Annotated in this window: 22 protein-coding genes, 5 tRNA genes and 1 riboswitch; of the genes, 7 read left to right on the top strand and 20 right to left on the bottom strand. The window is 35.5% G+C overall.

The annotated features are described in order from the left end of the window. The 3 genes from ABDZ63_RS05630 to ABDZ63_RS05620 are packed head-to-tail and all read right to left on the bottom strand — an operon-like array spanning position 1 to position 2,506. On the bottom strand, positions 1–1,548 hold the full coding sequence (locus ABDZ63_RS05630; protein WP_343782325.1) for a rhomboid family intramembrane serine protease: 1,548 nt from the start codon (positions 1,546–1,548) through the stop codon (positions 1–3). Positions 1,549–1,568: 20 nt separating this feature from the next. After that, positions 1,569–2,051 (bottom strand): hypothetical protein, encoded by a 483-nt coding sequence (locus ABDZ63_RS05625; protein WP_343782323.1) that lies wholly within the window; start codon positions 2,049–2,051, stop codon positions 1,569–1,571. 47 nt (positions 2,052–2,098) lie between these two features. Beyond that, the gene (locus ABDZ63_RS05620) at positions 2,099–2,506 is read right to left on the bottom strand and encodes a hypothetical protein (protein WP_343782322.1); all 408 of its coding nucleotides are present in this window, start codon (positions 2,504–2,506) and stop codon (positions 2,099–2,101) included. A 169-nt stretch (positions 2,507–2,675) separates the two neighbouring features. On the opposite strand from ABDZ63_RS05620, the gene rpmG reads away from it, so the two are divergent. After that, complete coding sequence (rpmG, locus tag ABDZ63_RS05615; protein WP_343782321.1) at positions 2,676–2,825, top strand: 50S ribosomal protein L33; 150 nt, start codon at positions 2,676–2,678, stop codon at positions 2,823–2,825. Positions 2,826–3,110: 285 nt separating this feature from the next. Continuing rightward, a complete protein-coding gene (locus tag ABDZ63_RS05610; protein ID WP_343782320.1) occupies positions 3,111–3,677 on the top strand; it encodes a 5-formyltetrahydrofolate cyclo-ligase in 567 nt (188 codons plus the stop codon). 96 nt (positions 3,678–3,773) lie between these two features. On the opposite strand, the gene ABDZ63_RS05605 is transcribed toward ABDZ63_RS05610, so the two are convergent. From ABDZ63_RS05605 to ABDZ63_RS05595, 3 genes are all read right to left on the bottom strand, one after another. Next, entirely contained in the window at positions 3,774–5,906 is a 2,133-nt protein-coding gene (locus ABDZ63_RS05605; RefSeq protein WP_343782319.1) for a peptidoglycan D,D-transpeptidase FtsI family protein, read from the bottom strand. A 141-nt stretch (positions 5,907–6,047) separates the two neighbouring features. Further along, entirely contained in the window at positions 6,048–7,274 is a 1,227-nt protein-coding gene (locus tag ABDZ63_RS05600) for an MFS transporter (protein ID WP_343782317.1), read from the bottom strand. Between the two features lie 115 nt (positions 7,275–7,389). Next, complete coding sequence (locus ABDZ63_RS05595; RefSeq protein WP_343782316.1) at positions 7,390–8,001, bottom strand: superoxide dismutase; 612 nt, start codon at positions 7,999–8,001, stop codon at positions 7,390–7,392. Between the two features lie 211 nt (positions 8,002–8,212). Here ABDZ63_RS05595 and ABDZ63_RS05590 point away from each other — a divergent pair, with 211 nt between their 5' ends. Continuing rightward, positions 8,213–9,307 (top strand): SDR family oxidoreductase, encoded by a 1,095-nt coding sequence (locus ABDZ63_RS05590; RefSeq protein WP_343782315.1) that lies wholly within the window; start codon positions 8,213–8,215, stop codon positions 9,305–9,307. A gap of 53 nt (positions 9,308–9,360) precedes the next feature. Here the strand turns inward: ABDZ63_RS05590 and ABDZ63_RS05585 are convergent. The 6 genes from ABDZ63_RS05585 to ABDZ63_RS05560 form a co-directional block, all read right to left on the bottom strand. Then, a tRNA-Ser gene (locus ABDZ63_RS05585) sits at positions 9,361–9,453 on the bottom strand. Between the two features lie 15 nt (positions 9,454–9,468). Beyond that, positions 9,469–9,545: transfer RNA gene (locus tag ABDZ63_RS05580), tRNA-Ile, on the bottom strand. An 8-nt stretch (positions 9,546–9,553) separates the two neighbouring features. Further along, positions 9,554–9,629 (bottom strand) — tRNA-His (locus ABDZ63_RS05575). 26 nt (positions 9,630–9,655) lie between these two features. After that, positions 9,656–9,729 (bottom strand) — tRNA-Met (locus ABDZ63_RS05570). Position 9,730: 1 nt separating this feature from the next. Further along, a tRNA-Asn gene (locus ABDZ63_RS05565) sits at positions 9,731–9,805 on the bottom strand. 184 nt (positions 9,806–9,989) lie between these two features. Further along, on the bottom strand, positions 9,990–11,597 hold the full coding sequence (locus ABDZ63_RS05560) for a Na/Pi cotransporter family protein (RefSeq protein WP_343782649.1): 1,608 nt from the start codon (positions 11,595–11,597) through the stop codon (positions 9,990–9,992). A gap of 231 nt (positions 11,598–11,828) precedes the next feature. On the opposite strand from ABDZ63_RS05560, the gene ABDZ63_RS05555 reads away from it, so the two are divergent. Then, entirely contained in the window at positions 11,829–12,584 is a 756-nt protein-coding gene (locus ABDZ63_RS05555; RefSeq protein WP_343782314.1) for a DUF1189 family protein, read from the top strand. A gap of 12 nt (positions 12,585–12,596) precedes the next feature. Here ABDZ63_RS05555 and ABDZ63_RS05550 read toward each other — a convergent pair whose 3' ends face one another. After that, the gene (locus ABDZ63_RS05550) at positions 12,597–13,232 is read right to left on the bottom strand and encodes an NfeD family protein (RefSeq protein WP_343782313.1); all 636 of its coding nucleotides are present in this window, start codon (positions 13,230–13,232) and stop codon (positions 12,597–12,599) included. A gap of 170 nt (positions 13,233–13,402) precedes the next feature. Here ABDZ63_RS05550 and ispG point away from each other — a divergent pair, with 170 nt between their 5' ends. Continuing rightward, positions 13,403–14,506 (top strand): flavodoxin-dependent (E)-4-hydroxy-3-methylbut-2-enyl-diphosphate synthase, encoded by a 1,104-nt coding sequence (ispG, locus tag ABDZ63_RS05545; RefSeq protein WP_343782312.1) that lies wholly within the window; start codon positions 13,403–13,405, stop codon positions 14,504–14,506. A 165-nt stretch (positions 14,507–14,671) separates the two neighbouring features. Here ispG and ABDZ63_RS05540 read toward each other — a convergent pair whose 3' ends face one another. After that, the gene (locus ABDZ63_RS05540) at positions 14,672–15,109 is read right to left on the bottom strand and encodes a hypothetical protein (RefSeq protein ID WP_343782310.1); all 438 of its coding nucleotides are present in this window, start codon (positions 15,107–15,109) and stop codon (positions 14,672–14,674) included. A 76-nt stretch (positions 15,110–15,185) separates the two neighbouring features. Further along, positions 15,186–15,665 carry a transglycosylase SLT domain-containing protein gene (locus tag ABDZ63_RS05535; protein WP_343782309.1) on the bottom strand — a complete coding sequence of 160 codons (480 nt, stop codon included), beginning with the start codon at positions 15,663–15,665 and terminating at the stop codon, positions 15,186–15,188. A 385-nt stretch (positions 15,666–16,050) separates the two neighbouring features. On the opposite strand from ABDZ63_RS05535, the gene ABDZ63_RS05530 reads away from it, so the two are divergent. Continuing rightward, positions 16,051–16,323, top strand: a complete 273-nt coding sequence (locus ABDZ63_RS05530) for a DUF2624 family protein (protein WP_343782308.1) — start codon at positions 16,051–16,053, stop codon at positions 16,321–16,323. Between the two features lies 1 nt (position 16,324). Here the strand turns inward: ABDZ63_RS05530 and ABDZ63_RS05525 are convergent, their stop codons facing one another. Then, positions 16,325–17,215: a deoxyribonuclease IV gene (locus tag ABDZ63_RS05525; protein WP_343782307.1), complete on the bottom strand. Its 891-nt coding sequence runs from the start codon at positions 17,213–17,215 to the stop codon at positions 16,325–16,327. A 15-nt stretch (positions 17,216–17,230) separates the two neighbouring features. Next, positions 17,231–18,547 (bottom strand): DEAD/DEAH box helicase, encoded by a 1,317-nt coding sequence (locus tag ABDZ63_RS05520; RefSeq protein ID WP_343782306.1) that lies wholly within the window; start codon positions 18,545–18,547, stop codon positions 17,231–17,233. Between the two features lie 143 nt (positions 18,548–18,690). On the opposite strand from ABDZ63_RS05520, the gene ABDZ63_RS05515 reads away from it, so the two are divergent. Then, positions 18,691–19,650 (top strand): 4-hydroxy-3-methylbut-2-enyl diphosphate reductase, encoded by a 960-nt coding sequence (locus ABDZ63_RS05515; protein ID WP_343782305.1) that lies wholly within the window; start codon positions 18,691–18,693, stop codon positions 19,648–19,650. Between the two features lie 65 nt (positions 19,651–19,715). On the opposite strand, the gene guaA is transcribed toward ABDZ63_RS05515, so the two are convergent. The 3 genes from guaA to ABDZ63_RS05500 all read right to left on the bottom strand — a co-directional run bounded on the left by guaA (position 19,716) and on the right by ABDZ63_RS05500 (position 24,175). Then, complete coding sequence (guaA, locus tag ABDZ63_RS05510) at positions 19,716–21,254, bottom strand: glutamine-hydrolyzing GMP synthase (protein ID WP_343782304.1); 1,539 nt, start codon at positions 21,252–21,254, stop codon at positions 19,716–19,718. Positions 21,255–21,345: 91 nt separating this feature from the next. Continuing rightward, positions 21,346–21,447: riboswitch (purine riboswitch) on the bottom strand. Positions 21,448–21,477: 30 nt separating this feature from the next. Next, a complete protein-coding gene (guaB, locus tag ABDZ63_RS05505) occupies positions 21,478–22,941 on the bottom strand; it encodes an IMP dehydrogenase (RefSeq protein WP_343782303.1) in 1,464 nt (487 codons plus the stop codon). A gap of 115 nt (positions 22,942–23,056) precedes the next feature. Continuing rightward, positions 23,057–24,175, bottom strand: coding sequence for a Nif3-like dinuclear metal center hexameric protein (locus ABDZ63_RS05500; protein WP_343782302.1), 1,119 nt, complete (start codon positions 24,173–24,175; stop codon positions 23,057–23,059).

The following is a 24,175-nucleotide window of genomic DNA, read 5'->3' as shown; positions in this document are numbered from 1 at the left end:
CTAAAAATCCGTTAGTTCATTGTAAAAGTCAATATATTGTTCTTGATTAGAACTTAATTCCATTGCACGTTCAACATACTCAAGCGCTTGGTTTCTTTCTCCTCTTTGTTCGTATAAGACACCTAGATTATAGTAGGCTTCAGAAAATCTTTCATTCAAGGTAATGGCTTGATGTAGATCTTTTTCAGCCTTAGACAATTCACCCATCTCAATGTAGGCTACTGAACGATAAAAATATAAGTATTCATGCTCGCTACCATCATCTAAGGAAGAAGACAATTGATTTATCACCCGTTCATATTCACCATCATTTATATGCTTTTGTGCAATGAGCGCTAATGCCTGTGGATCATCAGATGTTTCAGCATGATTAACACCATAAACGCTCATCGTTAAAGTTAACAATACAAACAATATAGTGGCTATTAATGGTTTAACTCTTCCTTTTTTATGAGGAAGCTGAACAATTTGTGCAGCAAGAAAACCTCCAATTAAACCACCTAAGTGAGCCCCATTATCAATCTGGGGAACTGTAAATCCAAATACAATATTTATTCCAACTATGATTAATAAGCTGGTTCCCATTGTTTTAAAGAACAACTCTCGATAATTTAACCCGAAAAATAATAAGGCACCAAACAAACCGAAAATAGCACCTGATGCACCAGCTGCAACGGCATCATTGGTAGCAAAGCTTGCTAACCCTCCAAAAATGCCTGCTAAAAGGTAAATAAACAAAAAACGTTTCGTACCGTAAATCTTCTCAGCCACTTCACCTAAAAAATATAAAGCTAACATGTTCATAAATAAATGCAATCCACCAATATGTAAAAACATCGAGGATAAAATACGCCACCATTCACCGTCTTTTATAGCAGGGTTAAATTTAGCTCCCCAATCTATAAGGTGAAATGTATCTGTACTGCTTCCATTTAATTCAATTAAGGCAAATACTAATAAATTTATCATGATCAGAAAGTATGTCAATTTTGTTTTTCCGAAAAAGAATACTTCCTTGAACTCTCTTTCCTTTGCTTTATGATAACCAACAATCTTCTGCTCCAAATAGATTGTTTGGCGATCTAATTCTTCAGAGTAAGGCTGTAATTCAAGGTTCTGATGAAATGTAGCTTCTTGCTCTGTGTTTTTCTTAAGCCGCTCTAATTCATCATTTTTATCACCCTGATTAAAATAATATACTGTTAAATGCTTATTTTTACGATCTTTTACTTGGTTCGTTGTTCTTACTTCTTCCCAATAATCTACGGGGGGTAAGTCCGCAAAATAAGTGATATGATAATGAACTTTACGACCACGTAGCATTCTTACTTTCTTAAATAAAAAATCGACCTTGTTATTTATATCTCTTTTTAAGTGATTAGCCCAATCAAATTGCTTTTGGTTTAATAAAATGACATGACTTGTTTGATTTTCATATTTCTCTAAAATGTATAAATCTCGGTCATTAGAAATATAACGAACTTCAAATTTTTGATTAATCAAATGATCAATCACTTTCAACATGGTATATTTCTCACTTATATACAAACCACTCCCCCCTTTCTCTTTTAATTGGTAATCGTAATAGCTATTTGTTGATCACTCATGGCTGATGTAACAACATATTGTCCGACTTGTATTTGACGACTATAATCATTTTCTGTTAAAAACTCTACAAATTCTGTAGCATCTTCAATAATATTTTCTTCTTTTAGTAAGTCTGCAATATTTCGAGTGCTCATCCCACTTTCTATTTCAAGTGTAAAAATATCATGACCTATTTGACCTTCTTGATTTTCTAATTCATCCTCATATTGTTTGATCTGTTCTTTTAAACTTATATTTTCTTGTTCATAATCTTTATATTGGTTCAATTCCTCTTCAGTTACCATAACTTTCTCAGAGCTTTCGATTAATTCCCTTGCTTGTTCCTCAGTGAACTCAAGATGCTCTGTATCGACTTCAAAAGAAGAGTGCTGCTCATGACTTTCAAAAAAATAAGTAACACCGACAATAAGTGTTGTTAATAAAATCCCTAATGAAAATGACATGACGATGGGTCTCATATTTCACAAACCGTTCCTTTCTTCTACATAGCTTAAGCAAATGCCTCGTTGTTAGTCTTTTGTTGGATAATCACCTTAATATCGTTTTGACTTAGTCCAGTTTGTGATTCTATTTCTTGATCGCTATAACCTTGTTCATATAGTTCCTTAACCTTTACAACAACAGCTGGCTCTTTTCGATTGCCTTTATACTGAGTTGGATGAGTATCAGTATGACCTGGGGTTGATAAATCACTACTTACACTTAAGTCTAAAGTATCCGTTAGAAGCTCTTCTTCTAGCACTTTTAATTTATTTTTAATCACATATTGTTCTTGTATTTGTGACATTGATAATTGCTCGATTTCCTGTTCAAGTTCATTAAAGCGATTACTCATAAAAAAAGAAATAACGAGCAAAACTATACTTGTAACTAATAATGTTAATAATACATAAATCATAATCTTCACCCTTACTTTTTCATTTCATAGCTATATTTTATCATTTTATTTAAAAGAAGAGAAATTAGTTTATTGTAAATCCGCTTTTATAGAAGGTTGAAAGTTTGTGTCAATTTTGGTATGATAATTAAGTCAAATTGAAAGATATGTAGAAACGGAGGGAATTAGCATGCGTGTACAAATCACACTAGCTTGCACTGAGACTGGTGATCGTAATTATATCTCAACTAAAAATAAACGTACGAACCCTGACCGTTTAGAGTTGAAAAAATACTCTTCAAGATTAGGTCGTCATACGTTACACCGTGAAACGAAGTAAAACAGTAGGGACTCCCTGCTGTTTTTCTTTATATTTGGTTATGTTAATGTCTGTTGTTGATATTGTGAATCTCTTTTTAGCTTTTACTTTTTTAAGTAATAGAAGCTGCCAACTTCAATCATCACAATACTACTAAAACCCAAGTTTTAATAGACAAACTCTTTACTGGAACAACACCCTATTTTAACGGCTTAATATTTTTTCACCATACTGATAAGTTATACCACAGGTAAAATGACCCTTAATTATAATTGTTCAATAAATCATTCTTTTAGGAGATTTTATATGTACAAACATTCGTTTAGGACTTTAAGTAAACGCTTATTGAATCACATAAGTATAGAGCATAAAGAACAAGCAGCTAAAGCGATCAGTAGCACTTTGTTTAAGACAGATTTTTGGAACAAGTCTCAAACAATTGCCATAACAATTTCTAGACAAATCGAACTTGATACTCACCCAATTATTAAACAAGCATGGAAAGAAGGAAAAGAAGTCGTCATTCCGAAGTGTTACCCTCATGAAGGTCATCTCATGAAGTTTTTTAAGTTCACAAACGATTTAGAACTAGAAAATGTGTATCTTGACTTATATGAACCAAAAGAAAGAGATGATTATTTGGTTGAACCCTCTCAAATTAACTTAATGATCGTTCCTGGTTTGTTATTTGACCATAGTGGGTTTCGTATTGGGTATGGTGGTGGTTATTATGATCGTTACTTAACAAACTATCCGAACACTAAACTATCCATTGCTATGGAAGAACAAATTGTTAGGTCAATTCCTTACGATGACTATGATATCCCTGTTGATTATATTATTTCGGATAAACAAATATACCAATGTTTTTAGTTTGGCTACGATCATGTTTTTTAGAGCCTAAATAAAACCAGTCGAGGCTTAAAATCAACCCCGACTGGTTTACATATATTATTCATTTACAGTGTCTTAATTCTCCTCTTGTTCCTCTTCACCATCTTCAATTTGATCTTCTAATTCTTCCTCAGCAGTCCCTTGTCGTTCTTCTTGAAGCTCAAAATAAGCATCTAATGCACGCTCTCCAATTCTTAAGTTTGTTGAATGATTCGAATTCTTACCCGTATGTGGAACGACAACTGCAAACGCGACTTCTGGGTTATCAAAAGGGGCATACCCGACTAGATTAATATTGTTAACCTCTGCAATCTTTTCTCCATCTTCAAATAAATCCGTTTCAGCAGTACCTGTTTTTCCTGCAGGGTCATAATCTTTATCACCAAAGTAGCTTCTTCCAGTACCGCCACTAGACTGAAACGCTTGCCTAAATCCTTCTTGTACACGCTCTAAATAACGATCTTCCATATTAATTCGATTTAAAACTTTCGGTTCAGTAGATGAGTACAATGGCCCTAACCCACTCGTATCACCAGAGCTATGGAGTTGCCGGACAATAGAAGGAGCAATTCGATATCCACCATTAGCAATCGTTGATACGTATTGGCCTAACTGTAATGTTGTATATGAGTGGAACTGTCCAATCGCATATTGCATTTGTAAACCTGGACTTGGGCTATCATTCGGCCCTTCATATCCGCTCGATTCATAAGGTAAATCAATTCCCGTTTCAACGCCTAAACCGAATTGTTTGTAGTAGTTTTGTAAATCTCGATAAGCTTGTTGACTTTGGACCATCGTTGTACCTCTAAAATCATACTGATGCCTTGTTTCGCCATTCATTCGTAACGCAATAAAGCCCATATAAACGTTCGATGATTCACGTAGTGCACCGATATCATCCATACTCCCTAACGTATTATGTGAACTAAACGTAGAATCACCTTGTTCTGTTCTCGGTAATTGGATCGTTCTATCTTGAATTACCTCACCTGGTGAAATAACACCAGCATCAAAACCAGCTAACACAGTTGCGCCCTTGATGACTGATCCAGGCATGTGAGCGTCATAAATAGCTCGATATGACTCATCAATTAATCGTTCACTTTCATCATCTGCATCACGATCATAAGTTTGACCAGACATCGCTAATATTTCTCCAGTATTCGGATCCATTAAAACTGCTAATGCCTCATTCATATATTGATTTTCATATGGCTGTTCTTCGATTGCTTCTGCTAATTCTTCCCCTACGATTTCATCTAAACGTTGCTGTAACTCCATATCAACAGTAAGAACCAGATCTTTTCCTCGCTCACCTTCACGAATTACCTCGCTACTAATAACGTTTCCACTTGAATCTGTAATGTGCTCGCGAACTTCCTTTTGACCAGATAAATACAGCTCATATTCATCTTCTAAGCCATTACGTCCAACGCGGTCATTACGGCTATAATTACGAGTCATGAAGTAGTCCAGCTCATCACTTGGAATCCCTTGAGTGGCAGTGGTAATCCCACCTAAAAAGTTTCTAAATGTATTATTAAACAAATAGCTCCGATCCCAATCAGTCGTTACATTAATCCCTGGAAATTTATTTAGATTCTCAGCAATAATCGCATACTCTTCATTTGATACTTCTTCTCGTTTTATAATATGTGGTGTTAATTCACTCGCCTGGTTAAGCTCGCTAAAGATGGCAATGACATCAACTTCTTCATCTGTAATTTCATCTAAATCATCATCTGTAATATGGTCTAAAACAGCATAATACTGCTCTGTATCATTTAATTCATTTTCATCAGGAGTTAGGCGTTCATATGCCTCATCAAAGTTTTTCAAAATCCAATAGTCTTCCATATTTCTTTGTGTAACTGAACCTGAGTCTAAGTCTATATAATCCACCAATTTTTCTGCAGTTTCTAAATTATCTTCAGGTTGTACATGCTTAGGTGGTGTGTAAGTAATAGCTAATACAGGTTCATTATCAACAATTAACTCACCAGTTCTATCAAACATCCTCCCTCTAGGAACAGGTGTTTGAGATGTGTCTTGTTCTGTTCGGTCAATTTCCTCTTGAGCATCTTGTCCGTATAATATTTGAACGACACCAAGTTGTAAAATTAGCATCGAAAACAATAAAAAGATCAAGAAAAATAATAAATTTAAGCGAAGAGGTAAATGTGATTTATTTTTATTTTTATTCAAAAGATTAGCTCCTCCCCTTAAATGCTATTCATATTATAGCATTTTTTTTAAAAGCAGATAAGGGAAGATTGGTACAGTTTTGTGATCAGACGTATAAAGGATTAATCTTAATCTCTCTCTTGATCTAAGCTTCACTTTTCCTTAAGAGTCCGAACTATAACGGACAATTTTGGCAAGATATAAATTAACAATCAAATACCCAACACCAAATATAACAAGTCCGTATTGGATCCAAGTTGATTGTTCTATAAACAGCAAGCCAACTATAAACAATAATAATGACGTACCTCTTCCAAAACTTAGAGCTATTTCTCTTAAAATAATATACTCAATCCGATAATCTCTCGCTTGATTAGCTTGACCGATCACATCATAAGAAATTGACATATAAGGAGCAAAAAATAGTGGAAATGCAATCCCTATAACTGCTCCATAAATATAAAATTCATACGGTACATCCGATATTAACAACCAAAAAACAGATAAATATGAACTGATGACACCGACTGTAATAAATTTGATTCGATTAGATGGTGTCACCACTCTTGCAACTAGCTGATAAGCTAATAATGACGTAACAGCATAAGTAAAGTTATATATACCGACTGTCATTTCACTCGTTGTACCCATATAAACTAATAAACCAACTAAAAATAAAAAGACTCCTTCTCTCGTCCCTTGAAAAAAGTGAGCATTTAAAAGCATTTTCCAATTCGGATTTTTATTTCGTTCATTTATAGCTACACGTAATGAATAATTCCCTTCCACTTGTCTTCTTTCAATAAAAAAGCTACAAACAACAGCTAGAATAAATAAAATAAATGATATAAAAAATATCGTTAAATATCCTGTATAACCTTCGAGAACTGTGATAATAAAACCAGCTGAAATCGGTCCAACCATCCCGCTTGCTGACTGTAACATTCCTAAAGTGCTATTAAAGAAATCACGCGTATAAGGTTCAGTCACTTCAAAAGTCAGAACATTAAATGCTAACCAAAAAAAACCATACCCAGCACCTAGTAAAGAACCAAGTAAATAATTAAACTGAGCCGCATTCTCACCGAACGCTAAGACTGATATAAAAAATATAGAAATTAAAATAATTCCAGCTCGTAATATTAAAATCCGGTCAATCTTCTTTGCCCATTTTCCAAAAACAATATAAATAATCATTTGGGATAAAGCTATAAATAAGTTGTACCAAGCGACGACTTGAATGTCCTCTGATTGTTTCCAAAGAAAGATATTGACAAATATATTAGATAGGAAAATACCTAATGTATATAACAAACCAATAGTTAATAACAAATATAAATTTTTTCGTTCATGATCACTAACATCTTGTCCTAGGCGGTTTAACAACATACAACTCCCTCGTTTCTAAGGGTAGTTTTTGCAATAAGAAAGTGCTTATGCAATTAAAACAAAAAGAAAAAGCTTGCACCTAAAATGGTACAAGCTTCTAAAAACTATATAATAATTACTTAGCTGTTTCGTAACGCTTTTTTACTTCATCCCAATTGACAACATTCCAAAATGCATTAATGTAATCTGGACGACGGTTTTGATACTTTAAGTAGTAAGCATGCTCCCAAACGTCTAAACCAAGAATCGGCGTTACACCTTCCATAACTGGCGTGTCTTGGTTTGGAGTGGATGTAATTTCTAATTGACCGTTTTTAACGACTAACCAAGCCCATCCTGAGCCAAAACGACCTGCGCCTGCTGCTTGAAAATCTTCTTTGAATTGGTCAAAGCTACCGAAAGCTTCTTTAATCTTCTCAGCAAGTTCACCTGTTGGCTCACCGCCACCGTTTGGTGAAAGGACTGTCCAGAAAAGTGTATGGTTAGCATGACCACCGCCATTATTTCTTACAGCAGTTTGAATGTCACTAGGTAAAGAATCTAGGTTTTGAAGTAGTTCGTCTAGGGATTTGTCTTGAAGATCAGAATGCCCCTCTAGTGCAGCATTTAACTTCGTAACATACGTATTATGGTGTTTCGTGTGGTGAATCTTCATAGTTTCTTGGTCGATGTGTGGCTCTAATGCATCATAAGCATAAGGTAATTCTGGTAGTTCAAATTTAGCCATAATTAATTCCTCCTTCAACATAATACGGTGGAAAGTATTTTCTTTATTTCCACTCAGTAAAAGATTATCAACCGAACCGTTTATATGCAAGTTTTTTGCATTAAAAGTGGTGATATATTCCAAATACCCAAAGATTAGATCAATTAAACTCATAATATCTATTGAATTTAATATTCTGAATTATATAAAATAATATTAAGGAGTGATATCTATGAATGATACATATTTAATCACCGGATTCCCCGGCTTCATATCTGCTAATTTAATTCGCTTTATTATCGAAAACAATGACTATGACCATATTTACTTGCTTGTTTTAAACGAGAAGGTAGATGACGCTACACAATTATTAGAGAAAATTTCAATTGAAGAAGAAAAATCAACCCATAAAATAACAATCATTAAAGGTGATATAACTAAATCGAACATCGGCGTGCAAGCCCAAGAATTAGAACTACTTAATCAAAAAGTCACCCACATTTTTCACCTTGCCGCACTATATGACTTAGCAGCGCCTTTTGACCAAGCAGATAAAGTTAATGTTACTGGTACAGCTAATGTTAATTCATTTGCCCAACAATGTAAAAACTTAAAACGATATATTTACTTTAGTACGGCATATGTATCAGGAAAACGAGAAGGAAAAATTTACGAACATGAATTAGATCAAGACCAAACTTTTAAAAATCATTACGAACAAACGAAATTCCAAGCAGAAAAGATGACAGAAGCCATTAAATCCAAAGTGCCAATCACGATTATCAGGCCTGGAATTGTGATTGGCAATTCCGAGCATGGAACAACAAGTAAATTTGATGGACCGTATTTTATATTGAATTATTTAAGGCGTATAAGGGCAGTTCCAGTCATTCCGTATTTAGGTAAAGGAAACGCATTAGCTAACTTTGTTCCAATTGATTATATTATAAAAGGATCGATGCATTTAGCACACAGTGAAACGACAGTAGGTAAGACATTTCATTTAACAGACCCAAATCCATATCACGCTCAGGACGTTTATGAGATGTTTACAAAAAGTTATTTAGGTAAGAAGCCAATTGGGAATGTTCCCTTAACAGCAGGAAGATTATTTTTATCGTTTTCGATATTTAGAAGGTGGTTTCGTGTTGAAAAAGAGGCATTAGATTACTTTTACTGTGACTCTGACTATGATTGTACTGAAGCGATCAATGAACTTAATCAGGCAAATATTCATTGTCCAGATTTAAAAGACTATTTACCGAATATCGTCAACTTTTACAAGCAATTTGAAAACGACTGGACAAAACATATCGAGGTTTCCTAGTCTTTCCTCCCGTAAAAAAGAAAAAACAAGCTTTCATTAAGCTTGATTTATTATGGCGGAGGAGGAGGGATTCGAACCCCCGCGGGCTTTGACACCCCTGGCGGTTTTCAAGACCGCTCCCTTCAGCCAGACTTGGGTACTCCTCCGAATATTAAATTATATGGTGGACCCTGCAGGACTCGAACCTGCGACCGATCGGTTATGAGCCGATAGCTCTAACCAGCTGAGCTAAGGGTCCACTTTATATGGGGCGATCGGTGGGAATCGAACCCACGAGTGCCGGAGCCACAATCCGGTGCGTTAACCCCTTCGCCACGACCGCCATATATTTGTATGTATAATAATAAGTAGCGGCGGAGGGGATCGAACCCCCGACCTCACGGGTATGAACCGTACGCTCTCGCCAGCTGAGCTACACCGCCATGGCTCCAGCGGCAGGATTCGAACCTGCGACCAATTGGTTAACAGCCAACTGCTCTACCACTGAGCTACGCTGGAAAAATAAAAATTATCGACCGTTTTAATCATTCTCTATTAACAGCGACGAGATATAATTTACCACGATACTAAACCCTTGTCAACATTGTTGAATATTTTTTACGAAATAATTTAATTTTAGTCTATATTTTAACGGTGCCTATAAAAAAACTAAGGGAAATCTGAATCCCTTAGTTTTTCATGTTTATTGTTTTTCATTAACTTTTTGAGCAATGTTTAATGCGTGGTCCCCAATACGTTCAAGGTTACTAATAATATCGACAAAGATAATACCAGCTGTTCCTGAACACTCACCTTCATTGAGTCGCATAATGTGCTTTTTACGATAAACGCGTTCCATTTCATCAATCTTATCCTCTTTTTCCATAGCTTTTTTAGCTAATTCAACATCACCTTTCTCAAACGATTCAATCGCTTGTGAGACTGTTTCAACTGTTAAATCAAGCATCTCATTTAAATCTTCCATAGCTCGTTCAGTTAAAAGAACTTTATTTGTAATTTTATATTCATTCAGTTCAACAATATTCTCAAAATGATCCCCAATTCTCTCCATGTCACGAACAACATCTACAACCGTTGAATGTGTATCACTATCCGCTTCAGTAATATCAGCACTTGATACTTGCACTAAATAATTCGTAATTTTCTTATCTAAGTTATTAATTCCATCCTCAAGAGATAATGCAATCTCTGAATACTTCGGTTGATTAGTGTTTAAATATTCTCTAGTATTCTCTAATCCAGCTATAGCTAACTCACCCATTCGAATCGATTCTGCTTTCGCTTGAGAAATAGCCATCGAAGGAGATTGCTCTAAAAAGATCGGATCTAGATGTTTTGGTTTAGAATCAATTGCCGTGTCTTCACCTGGAACTAATTTAGTTACTATTAATGCAAGCAACGCAATAAACGGGAATTGAATAACAGTATTCGAAACATTAAATATTCCATGTGCAAAAGCAATGGTCATTCTAGGCTCTAGCACTAATATGTCTCTAAACCATTCAACTACCGCTGTAAAAGGAATGAGTAATAATAAAAATGCAATCGTTCCAATTAAGTTAAAGATAACGTGAGAAGCAGCAGCACGTTTAGCGGCTACACTTGCTCCCATTGCTGCTAACACTGCTGTAATAGTCGTACCAATATTATCGCCAAATAGTACAGGTATTGCAGCTTGTAATTCAATTGCTCCTTCTGCATGCAATGACTGTAACACACCAATAGCTGCAGTTGAACTTTGAACACTAACTGTAAATATTGTACCAATTGCCACTCCCAGTAATGGTATATCACTCATGGTTACAGTTAAATCTTGGAATGCTTGAAAATCACGTAATGGTCTCAAACCATCACTCATTAACTCTAAGCCATAGAAAATCGCACCAAAACCGAAAACAGTCTGTCCAAAGTAAACGACTTTTTTATTTTTAAAGAAGAAAAGTAAAAATGTTCCAACTGCAAGGATCGGCAAGGCATAGGCAGATATATCAATACCAATAATAAATGCGGTTACTGTTGTACCTATGTTCGCTCCCATGATCACTCCGATTGCTTGTCTTAATGTCATGAAGCCTGCATTGACTAATCCGATCGTTAACACTGTCGTACCAGTACTTGTTTGAAGTAATACCGTAACAACAATACCAGCTAATACACCCATAAATGGATTAGTCGTAAATCGATCAAGTATGTCTCTTAACTTATCTCCAGCGGAACGTTGCAAACCATCCCCCATGTACTTAATTCCAAATAGGAAAAGACCTAATCCCCCAACAAATAAAAAAATCATTTGTTGAACTGAAATATCTTCCACATTCCTCACCTCAGATCAAAAATATGTTTGTTTATGTCGATTTCAACAAGTCCATTATGTTTCTTATCGCACGCTAAAGTAAACCTCTTTTCGACATTCTTTACAAAAACTTTACAATAGCTAATTTCAATATAATTTTAGAGATAAAGTTATTGTTTGCAACGTGCTTCTTAGTTATTATTAAGACAGTTGTATGGGAGGAATTGTATGAATGTGAATATATTTAAACGATTTATATGGAGCTTATATGAATTTAAGAACATCGCGACTTTTCGTTTCGAAAAAATAAGGAAATCAATATTGTATTTGTTCACCTTAATGTTAATCTTAGCTATTCCATATGCAGTTATTATGGCAGTTGATTCACAACATGCCGTTAATCAACTTAATAACTCAGAATATGTCGAATCGCTGAACTTTAATTATGAGGGTGATAGTTTAACTTTTAATGATCATGAAGAGTTATATGAAGATGATGATATATCAATAGCAATTACTCAAGAAGGCTTTGAAAATGCGAGTAATAGTATCATCTTGTATTTACAAGAAAACGAGGCAACATTAATAACTGAAAGAAACCATTATTCATTCTTATATGACGATGTTTTGACAAACGGCGACTTCAATTTACTTGAACTCGTCCAAGGTTTGGATCAGTTTATATTAACATTAATTTTTGTTTCTTCATTCATTTATCTAATCCTTTCAATTGTCATTAAACTGGCTGAGGTTTCCTTATTGGCATTAGCTGGTTTGGTCGGAATTAAATCAATAAATCGTCAAGCAACGTATAGCGAAGTCTGGAAATTATCAGTATACGTAGTTACTTTACCTACTTTGATTGTTAGTCTTATTCAATGGACTGGCTTCCAACAAGACATATCTGGCATCATCTTTTGGTTAGGTAGTTTTATTATTCTATACATGGTATTAAAAAACATCCCTCAACAAAAAGAACAGTGAAGAGATACACCTTCACTGTTCTTCTAATTTTTCAACTAAGATCTTAGTTCCATCTACATTAACAACTTTGATTTGCTCGCCACTTTCAATCCATTGTCCATTTGACACACCACTAAGCCTCTCATCATTAACCTTAATTGTGCCAATAGGTCTTAATACCGTTTCTGTAACTCCTGTCTTGCCAATCAGTTCTTTATATGACTCATTCATTGTATTATAACCTTTTTCACTCGTTAATTGGTCTTTTAACGCCATCTTTTTCCACATCGTACGTTTAGGCAACGCATTAACTTTTAGTAAAACAAGACTACTTAATGCTCCTAAAATGACCCCTGCAATACTATATGTCGCATATAATCCATTTGGGGCTGCAAATGCAACTGAAAAGATCACAACTAAAAAGCCAATAACCCCCATAATTCCATCACCAATAAACTTTCCATCAACAATGATTAACACAAGTCCTAAAGCAAAACCTAAACCAACTAAAATCATGTCAGTCGTTGACAGATAAGTTGAAAAGTACAATCCTATTGTGATGACACCAATTAATGCACCCAATCCCCTCATACGAATTAAGATCTCACCAAAAAAGAAAAACATGGCAATAAGCGTTAATAAAAATACGCCTAGTACACTTTCTAACATAATACTCTCTCCCTTCTGTTATATATTTTAATTCATTTTTCTGACATATAAAACACTATATATTTATTATAGCAGTTAACAGAGTTAGCATGTTAAACTAAAGATATGTTATTATCATTTATGGAGAGGTTTATAATATTTTCCATTGTTTATAAAAGGAGAGTTGTATGATGTCTACGATTATACATCGTAAAGATACAAGGCCCGTACGTGTTGGTAATGTTATGATTGGTGGTAAAGATGAAGTTGTCATTCAATCAATGACGACAACTAAAACACACGATGTAGAAGCAACTGTTAAAGAAATACATCGTCTAGAAGAAGCAGGATGCCAAGTGGTTCGAGTAGCTTGTCCTGATGAGAGAGCAGCAGATGCAATTCCTGAAATAAAAAAACAAATCAATATCCCATTAGTAGTAGATATTCACTTCGATTACCGCTTAGCTTTAAAAGCCATTGAAGGCGGTGCAGACAAAATTCGTATTAATCCAGGGAATATTGGTAAGCGCGAACGTATAGAAGCAGTTGTAAACGCTGCTAAAGCAAAAGGAATTCCCATTAGAATTGGTGTTAATGCTGGTTCATTAGAGCGTCATTTATTAGAGAAGTATGGTTACCCAACAGCAGATGCGATGGTTGAAAGTGCACTTCACCATATTAAAATTTTAGAAGACCTTGATTTCCATAATATCGTTGTATCTCTAAAAGCGTCTGATGTTCATTTAGCAGTTGAAGCTTATGAGAAAGCTGCTCAAGAAATTTCTTACCCAATCCACTTAGGAATCACTGAATCAGGTACATTGTTTGCTGGAACAGTAAAAAGTGCTGCTGGTTTAGGGGCCATTTTAAGCAAAGGAATTGGAAGTACATTAAGAATTTCCTTAAGTGCAGACCCCGTTGAAGAAGTAAAAGTAGCTAAGGAATTATTGAAATCATTTGGTCTAGCATCAAATGCCGCAACATTGATTTCATGCCCAACTTGTGGACGTATTGAGATCGATTTAATTTCGATTGCAAATGAGGTTGAAGAATATATCCAGAACATTAAAGCACCTATTAAAGTGGCAGTCCTAGGTTGTGCAGTAAATGGTCCTGGTGAAGCAAGAGAAGCTGACATTGGAATTGCCGGTGCACGTGGCGAAGGTTTATTATTTAGACATGGCGAAATTATCCGAAAAGTGCCTGAGGAAATTATGGTTGATGAGTTAAAGAAAGAAGTCGATAAATTGGCTGAAGAGCATTATCAAAAACAAAAAGAAGAACAAGAAGCATAATATTTAGAAGGTCTACCAATATGGTAGGCCTTCTTTTATGGCTTTAAACTATTTGTTTGAATAGCGGCACAATTTTACGTTTAATCACTTTTGTCTAATTGTGGATCTATCCCAACAATTTTATAAATAAAAATTACGGGTCTGCTTTTAAAGCAGACCCTTGATCTATATTACTGGAAATAAAAACATTCGGATTGCTACTGCTGCAATGGCTAAACCAATTGCAATGTTACCAAGTGTATTAGCACCACGACGTTTAGCATAAATACCCATCACTACACCAACTACGGCAAATAGTAATGTCCATACGAAAAAAGAAAGTAACGATACTGCCAGGGCAATCCAACCCCAACCAGCATCAACATGTTCCTCATAATGGGACTCTTTATCTTCTTTCTTCATCTTTTCTTCATCTAATTCATCTGGATTAAATGTTGCTGCATCACTTGAGAATTCTACGTCGTCACTACGATTATTTATTTCAGCTTCTGCGTTATGAACGCCAGTGATGGGATCATTAGTTGGATTGAAGTTATTATTGTTTTGATCAAAATAATTGTCATCTTCACTGTAACTTCTAGGATGTCGATCATCGTTGCTCATTTTTCTTCCCTCACTTTCCTAAGAGTACACTTAGTGTGTGAGGTAGTCATTAAATTATACTCAGAGCGCCATTGAATTAATTAGCAAAGACAAGACTCCGATTATTCTCAGCTTTCTGTTGAATCTCAATGGCATACCAACTTTTAGCATGCCCATTTTGTTCTTGGTATTGCTTTAATCCACCAATTCCACGATGATATGCTGTTAAAGCTTCATCCCAATTTTCATATTCACTATATAAGAAATCTAGGTATACAACTGCTAACTGAATACTGTAAGTCGGTTCAAACAGTAACTCTTTTTCATAAGGTAAATCCGCCATATCAGCAATCCAAGGCGCAGTATTTTCCATAAATTGTGATAAACCATAAGCATGTCCATACTCAGTTGGAGGCCCAACTAACTCAGGATCAAACGTTTCGCCTGTTTCTATTTTTATGAGTTCATAAACAATGAATGGATCCAAATCATTAGCGTTCGCTTTTTGAATTAAGAACATCGCCCAAGATTTCTCAAATAACCCTTCGCTATCCTCAACCATTATATTAGCCTGCATTTCAATGTCATTCCAATTACGATAAGAAACATCAGAATCCCATTTCAGATTGACTGTTTGAAAATACTCATTTTGACTTTGAATTGACTCTTGTTGTGTCTTTAGATGCTCATATCTTCTTTCAATTCGTCTATTTTGCCTTCATAATAGTTATTGTTCACAACAAATACCAATATAGTCACCATCATAAATAATATTGTATAATGCCTTAATTTCACAAAAACACCCTTTCCTTTCTGGCCAACAAGTCATTGGTAACTTTTGGACCAAAGGAGATACACTAACGAAATTTCGATGAAGAATCAAACAAAACAGTTATAGAAACACACCTTTCCCTACATCGCATATACATAAACATCACTGGAAATATAAAGGGTGTTTTTAAATGCTTAAACAATTAATTACGACTAAGCTATATCATGCTAGTCCACAAGAAGTGGTTAAGTATAGTCGTGAATATGGTATTCCTATACATGTTCAAGATGCAACGTCTATTTTAGACTTCATAAAAAAAGAAAAAATCGACCCTTTCAAAGAGAAGGATCGATTAATAACATTTAAATTTATTGAGAAAAATATTGGTAAAAAAGAAGCAGACCAAGCATATCAACTACTATACCGGCTAGCTAAGGAATATCAATTGGATAACTGGTTATAAGTTATTGTTCCATAATTTTATCTTTCAATTCGCCATCAAAGCTATCACCTTTTAGCATATCAATTTCAAATTTATATGGCGGCTTCTTATTCTTTTTGTCTGTACCAACAAAAGGTGTTTCTAAAATTTTCGGTAAGTGCATTAATTCATCATGATGAATAATGTCATGCAGTGCCTCGAAGCCGATGTGACCAAATCCGATATTTTCATGTCGGTCTTTTCGGGCACCACGTTCATTTTTACTATCGTTAATGTGTAAAACTTTTAGACGATCAAGACCAATAATATCATCAAATTCTTTAAGAACACCATCAAAATCATTAACGATATCATATCCAGCATCATGTACGTGGCAAGTGTCCAAGCATACAGACAAACGTTCATTATGCGTGACTCCATCAATAATTTGAGCTAATTCATCAAAACTACGCCCTACCTCAGATCCTTTACCTGCCATTGTTTCAAGTGCTATTTGAACATCTCTTTTTTCACCAAATACTTCATTTAGACCTTCAATAATTTTATTTATTCCTTTATCAACACCTTCTTTAACATGTGAACCTGGGTGTAAAACAATTTGTTTAGCACCAATGGCTTCAGTTCTCTCAATCTCTGAGCGGAGGAAGTCAACACCTAAGCTGAAGGTCTCTGGTTTAGTTGTATTCCCAATATTGATAATATACGGTGCGTGAATAACGATTTCTTCAATGCCATTTTCAGCCATATGTTGATTTCCAGCTGCAATATTTAATTCTTCAATTGCTTTACGACGCGTATTTTGTGGAGCTCCTGTATAAATCATAAAAGTATTAGCACCGTATGAGATCGCATCTTCACTCGAACCAAGTAACATATTCTTCCCACTCATTGATACGTGTGATCCTAACTTCATTTGAATATCCCCTCTCTATCTACGTTTTCCCTTTTTATATTGATCTTTTTTTAATTGTTTTTTGATTTGTTCTTTCTCATTTTTCATTTTCTTCTTGTAACCTGGTTTAACTTTTTTACGTTTTTTAACTTTTTTCCATGCTTCAGATTCTAATTCATTCTCTTTTTTCTGTCTTTGTTTACGCTCATTCCACTTTTTAACTTCGACCCATTCACCTTTTTTAATATCATAATTCAGAAATTCTATACCACGATCTTCTAATGATTCGATAAGATCTAAGTCTTCTTCCTGATAAAAACTTACAGCAGTACCTTCTAAACCTGCTCGAGCTGTACGCCCCACCCGGTGGATATAAGTATCAACATCAAACGGCATCTCTGCGTTAAACACGTGGCTAACTCCAGGTATATCTAGCCCTCTTGCAGCTAGGTCAGTCGCTACAATATATTGATACCTTAACGATCTTAATTCCTTTAAAACTCGTTTACGTTCACGCGGTTTTAAACCACCATGTATAACGCCGACTTCAATTCCACGATCAAGTAATTGTTTGGCTAATTCATCAGCGTGTTCTTTTTTATTCACAAAAACTAAGGCTATATAAGGGTTTATTAACTTTGAAGCCTCTACAATAATTTCAGCAGGTGCTCTATGCCTTAATGGTATTAAGCGGTGCTCTAACTGCTCAGGACTTAACACATTCTCATCAATTTGAATGTGTTCAGGAGCTGTTAAATATTTTTTCAAGAAAGGTTGTAATCCTTTTGGAATCGTTGCTGAGTATATCATCGTCTGAACATCCTCATGCATTCGATACAACACTTGGTCAACTTCATCAATTAGACCTAGGTCAATTAATAAATCAGCCTCATCAATGACTACACTATTTACTGTAGAAGGATTAATAGCTCCTTCCTCTATAAAATCTAAAACCCTCCCTGGAGTTCCAACAATGATATGTGGCGGATTTTGAAGTTTTTGTTTTAATCTTTGTTTATCTGTACCACCAATGACAAGCTTAGCTGTCCATTGCTCATTAGAAAGATCACTCACCTTCTTTACTTCTTCAAATATTTGCATCGCCAATTCTCTTGTTGGTGCAATGATTAATTTTTGTACATCATTTAGTTCAAAGTCAATTTGGTTAAACATAGGTATTAAATAAGCATGTGTTTTTCCTGTCCCAGTTTGGGATTGTCCGATCATATTTTTCTTTTTTAACGCTTGAGGGATCACTCTGTGTTGTATTTCAGTTGGATGTTTGAAGCCTAACTGTTCAATGACCTCAAGCGTGTTTGGTTTTAAATCATACGATTGAAAGTATCTTTTCATATTCACTCAGAACTCCTTTGCTATCAAATTACATTATAAATGACACAAATTATAAATGCTACTCATAGAAAGATTTTGTCAAAGTAGTCTATAACCATTATAATAACGAATAGAGATGAATTATATGAGGAGGCTATGATTTCATGGAAGTCATTAAAATTGCTCCAAGGGGATATTGTTATGGTGTGGTTGATGCTATGGTCATTGCGAGTAATGCTGCAAAAGATCCTAATTTACCACGACCAATATATATACTAGGTATGATTGTACACAACAGTCATGTCACACAAGCGTTTGAAGACGAAGGTGTGATTACTTTAGATGGTAAAGACCGCACTCGTGATCAACTCCTTCAAGACGTAAATGAAGGAACCGTTATTTTTACAGCTCATGGTGTGTCACCAGAAGTTAAAAAAGTCGCTGAAGATAAAGGACTCACTGTCTTAGATGCAACTTGTCCTGATGTAACACGTACACATGATCTTATCCGCGAAAAAGTCGGTGAAGGATATGAGGTAATCTATATAGGTAAGAAGGGACACCCGGAACCTGAGGGCGCTGTTGGGGTAGCTCCTGATCATGTACATTTAATCCAAACTGAAGAAGAAGTACATGATTTAGATTTACCGAAAGATTCAAAAATTGTTGTGACTAACCAAACGACAATGAGTCAATGGGATGTTTACGACATTATGTTAGAAGTACAGGAAAAGTATCCACAAACTGAGATGATTCAAGAGATTTGTATGGCGACTCAAGTTCGCCAGGAAGCTGTGGCAGAACAGGCGGTAGAAGCTGATTTAACTTTAGTAGTAGGTGACCCGAAAAGCAATAACTCCAATCGCTTAGCACAAGTGTCTAAAGAAAAAGCTAATACAGAAGCGTACAGAATCGCTGATGTATCTGAAATTAAACGTGAATGGTTAGAAGGTTGTGAAACAGTTGCTATTACTGCGGGCGCTTCTACACCTACTCCAATAACTAAAGAGGTTATTAAATTTATTGAACAATACAATCCACAAGACGATTTAACTTGGGACCAAAATAGTAAGATTACAAATAATAAAATTTTACCTAAAGTCAAGCCTAAAAAACGCGTATAACTAAACTTAAAATAATGGAGTGAGCAAACTAGGCTCACTCCATTATTTCTCTAATCAATTATCCACTATTCCCACTCAATAGTAGCTGGTGGTTTGCTTGTAATATCATACACGACTCTGTTCACACCGCTCACCTCATTCGTAATACGATTTGAGATTTTCTCAAGAACATCCCAAGGTAAACGAGCCCAATCAGAAGTCATTCCATCAACTGATGTAACAGCGCGAATTCCTACTGTATGATTATATGTTCTTTCATCTCCTTGAACACCAACACTTTGGATCCCAGGCAATACAGTAAAATATTGCCACACATCTTTCTCTAAATCATTTAACTTAATTTCTTCACGTAAAATAGCATCCGATTCACGAACAATCTCAAGCTTCTCGTCTGTTACTTCACCTAAAGTACGGATGGCTAAACCTGGCCCTGGGAAAGGCTGACGCCAAACGATGTGCTCTGGGATTCCTAATTCTTCCCCTAGTCTTCGAACCTCGTCTTTAAATAACGTTTTTAATGGTTCAATTAATTTGAAATCCATATGCTCCGGTAACCCACCAACATTATGGTGTGATTTGATCGTTTGGGCTGTATCTGTTCCACTTTCTATAATATCAGTATATAACGTTCCTTGTGCTAAATAGTCCATTTCTTTAAGTTTCTCTGCTTCATCATCGAAAACATAAATAAACTCATTGCCGATTATTTTGCGTTTTTCCTCAGGGTCACTTACACCTTGTAACTTCGATAAAAAGCGATCTTTAGCATCAACTTTAATAACATTAATATTAAATCCTTCTTCAAACATCTTCATGACATCTTCTGCTTCATTTTTTCTTAATAACCCATGATCAACAAAAATACATGTTAATTGATCACCAATCGCTTCATGTAACAGAACAGCTACAACTGATGAATCAACACCTCCACTTAAAGCACATAACACTTTACGGTCTTTTACTTCTTCACGAATTTTTTCAACTTGAAGTTCAATGAAATTTTCCATCGTCCATTCGCCATCACAGTCACAAACATTAAAAACGAAATTCTTTAATAAATCATTCCCGTGTTCTGAGTGTTTTACTTCTGGGTGGAATTGTACACCGTATAAATGTTTCGCTTCATGACTAAACGATGCGACCGGGCATGAAGGGTTTGTAGCATCTACTGTAAAATCACTTGGCGCTCCTGTTACAAGGTCACCATGACTCATCCAAACAACTTGTTCATCAGGTAAGGCTTGAAATAAGCTAGATGAATGTTCGACTTTAAGTGTTGCTTTTCCATATTCACGATGACTTGCTTTTTCAACTTTGCCACCTAATTGTTTAGCCATTAACTGCATTCCGTAACAAATACCTAAAACCGGAATCCCTAAATCAAAAATCGCTTCATCAATCTGTTTAGAGTTGTCATCATAAACACTTCCTGGCCCTCCGGATAAAACAATGCCTTGAGGGTTCATTTCTTTAATTTCTTCTGCGGTTAGTTGATTAGAGTATAGTTCACTATAAACTCCAAGTTCTCTAATCCTTCTTGTAATAAGTTGATTATATTGACTACCAAAGTCTAAAACAATAATTTTCTCATCAATTGAATTCATGCTAGTTCCACCTTTTGTTTTTTCTTAGAACTAGATTAACCATAAAAAAATACAATTCTACTTCCTAAAAGGGGGAAGAAGGCAGAATTGTAATAAGAAATACTGCCTTCATAGTCAGGTTGTTATTGGTAACCCGGTAGAGACTCTCACTCCCTATTAGTGAGGATATATGAAGCCATACTATATTAAAGCTATATGGTTAATCGTATGTGTTTTTATTGAATTATACAGAGTAATTAGGAGCTTCTTTTGTAATTTGAACATCATGTGGATGACTTTCTTTTAAGCCTGCTCCAGTAATTTTCACAAATTGGGCTTTTTCTCTTAAGTCTTGTAAAGTATCTGTTCCACAATATCCCATTCCTGAACGAATGCCACCAATCATTTGGAATAGTGTTTCAGCCACTGGACCTTTGTAATCCACTCTTCCTTCTATTCCTTCTGGGACAAATTTATTAGAATCTTCTTGGAAGTAACGATCTTTACTTCCTTTTTCCATAGACGCAACTGAACCCATTCCTCGATATACTTTAAAACGACGACCTTGATAGATCTCGATATCTCCTGGGCTTTCAGTCGTACCAGCTAACATACTTCCAAGCATAACTGCATGTCCACCTGCTGCAAGGGCTTTAATAATATCGCCTGAGTATTTAATACCACCATCAGCAATTATTGGAACACCATGCTTTCTTGCTTCTGTAGCACAGTCATAAACTGCTGTAATCTGAGGTACACCAACACCAGCGACTACCCGTGTTGTACAAATAGAACCAGGTCCTATCCCAACCTTAATGACATCTGCACCAGCATCAATTAAGGCTTTTGTGCCTTCAGCTGTGGCAACATTACCTGCGATGATATTTACATTAGGATATTTCTGACGGATTTGACTAATTGTCTCTAAAACGCCTTGAGAATGTCCATGTGCAGTGTCGATCACTAAAGCATCAACACCTGAGCGAACTAATTTCTCAACTCGAACATCCGTATCTCCTGAAACTCCAACAGCAGCAGCTACAAGTAGCCTTCCGTGCGAATCGACAGCAGAATTAGGGAACTCTACATCCTTCTCAATATCTTTGATCGTAATTAATCCTTTTAACACACCTTCATCATCGATTAACGGTAGTTTTTCAATTCGATGTTTTTGTAAAACATGCCCCGCTTCTTCTAAAGAAGTGTTAACTGGTGCTGTTATAAGGTTATCCTTAGTCATTACTTTTGAAATAGTAATTGAATAATCGTTAATAAAACGTAGATCACGATTAGTAATGATTCCTACAAGCTTTTGATCTTGCTTATTGTTAACAATTGGAACACCAGAGATTCTGTATTTTCCCATTAAATGTTCTGCATCAAATACTTGATGATCGGGTGTTAAGTAAAATGGATTTGTAATCACACCTCGTTCAGAACGTTTTACTTTGTCAATTTGATCCGCTTGCTCCTCAATTGACATATTTTTATGAACGACACCTAATCCCCCATTACGAGCCATTGCAATCGCCATTTTTGCTTCTGTAACAGTATCCATACCTGCACTAATCATTGGTAGTTTTAAGTTTAGAGTGTTTGTAAGACTTGTTGTTACATCAACATTTCGTGGCACGACATTTGATTTTGCAGGTAATAATAATACATCATCAAATGTTAAACCTTCTTTAGCAAATTTCTTTTCCCACACGATTAACCATTCTCCTCTCCTCCTAAATATTATTAGTAGGTTATCAATCGGTCGCCTTACTGTCAATAAAACATAAATAAGTAAAAAGATTTTAAATATTCAATGTTATTAGTTATTATAAAAACTGAAAAGGTTCAGTTACTTGGCCTGATGAGGTGAACTCAAGGTCAAATTGATGATCATTCGCTTTCTCTTCAAGAATATTCATTAGTCCTTGCTTCATCACTTGTTCGACATGGTGTCCTGGGTCAATCATCGCTAAACCAATCCCTAGAGCATCATGAGCAGTATGGTAATATACATCACCTGTTATTAACACATCTGCTCCTTTAAGTTTAGCCTGATTTATAAATTTATTACCATCTCCACCAATAACTGCTACTTTTTTAACTTTTTTACTAGGGTCCCCAACAAACCTTAACTGTGGAACGTTAAAAGAATGCTTAACGTCTTGAGCGAACTCCTCTAATGTCTTAGGACTTTCTAATCGTCCTATTCTACCTAGTCCCTTATCCTCACCTTGTAATTGAAGTGGGTAAAGGTCATATGCCATTTCTTCATATGGGTGAGCTTCGTTAGCCAATTGAATACTTTGGCCCAGTAGTGACTCTGGTACGATCGTTTCCATCCTTAATTCATTCACCTTTTCTAACTGATTAGTTGAACCAATAAAAGGATCTGTCCCTTCCTGTGGCTTAAACGTTCCAAAGCCTTCACTATTAAAAGTACAATGGCTATAGTTCCCAATATGACCCGCACCAGCTTCAGCTAAAGCATCTCTTAGTTCAGTTTCATGAGTAGTCGGCACGAAGATGACTAGCTTATAAAGTCGTTCTTTCTCAGTCGACACAACAACACCTTCACTTTCAATTCCTAACTGATTCATTAACATGTCATTGACGCCACCGCTTGTGATATCTAAGTTTGTATGAGCAGCATAAACAGTAATATCATGTTTAATAAGCTTCTTGATTATCCTGCCTTTTTCACTATTTATGTCAATAGATTTTAACGGTTTAAAAATAAAGGGGTGATGCGCAATGATTAAGTCGATTTCTTTAACAATAGCTTCATCAACTACATTTTCTAACACATCTAATGCAACCATGACACGCTTTACTTTTCCATTAAAATCACCTACTTGTAAACCTATTGGATCACCTTCAAAAGCCAAATGCTTAGGAGCCATTTCTTCAACTATTTTAATGACGTCTTTCACTTTTGCCTCGTGCAT

The sequence above is a fragment of the Alkalibacillus silvisoli genome (genome assembly GCF_039521975.1).
Taxonomy (GTDB): Bacteria; Bacillota; Bacilli; order Bacillales; family Alkalibacillaceae; genus Alkalibacillus; species Alkalibacillus silvisoli.
The sequence above is the reverse complement of the archived record's forward strand: the minus strand, read 5'-3'. Positions and strand labels throughout refer to the sequence as shown.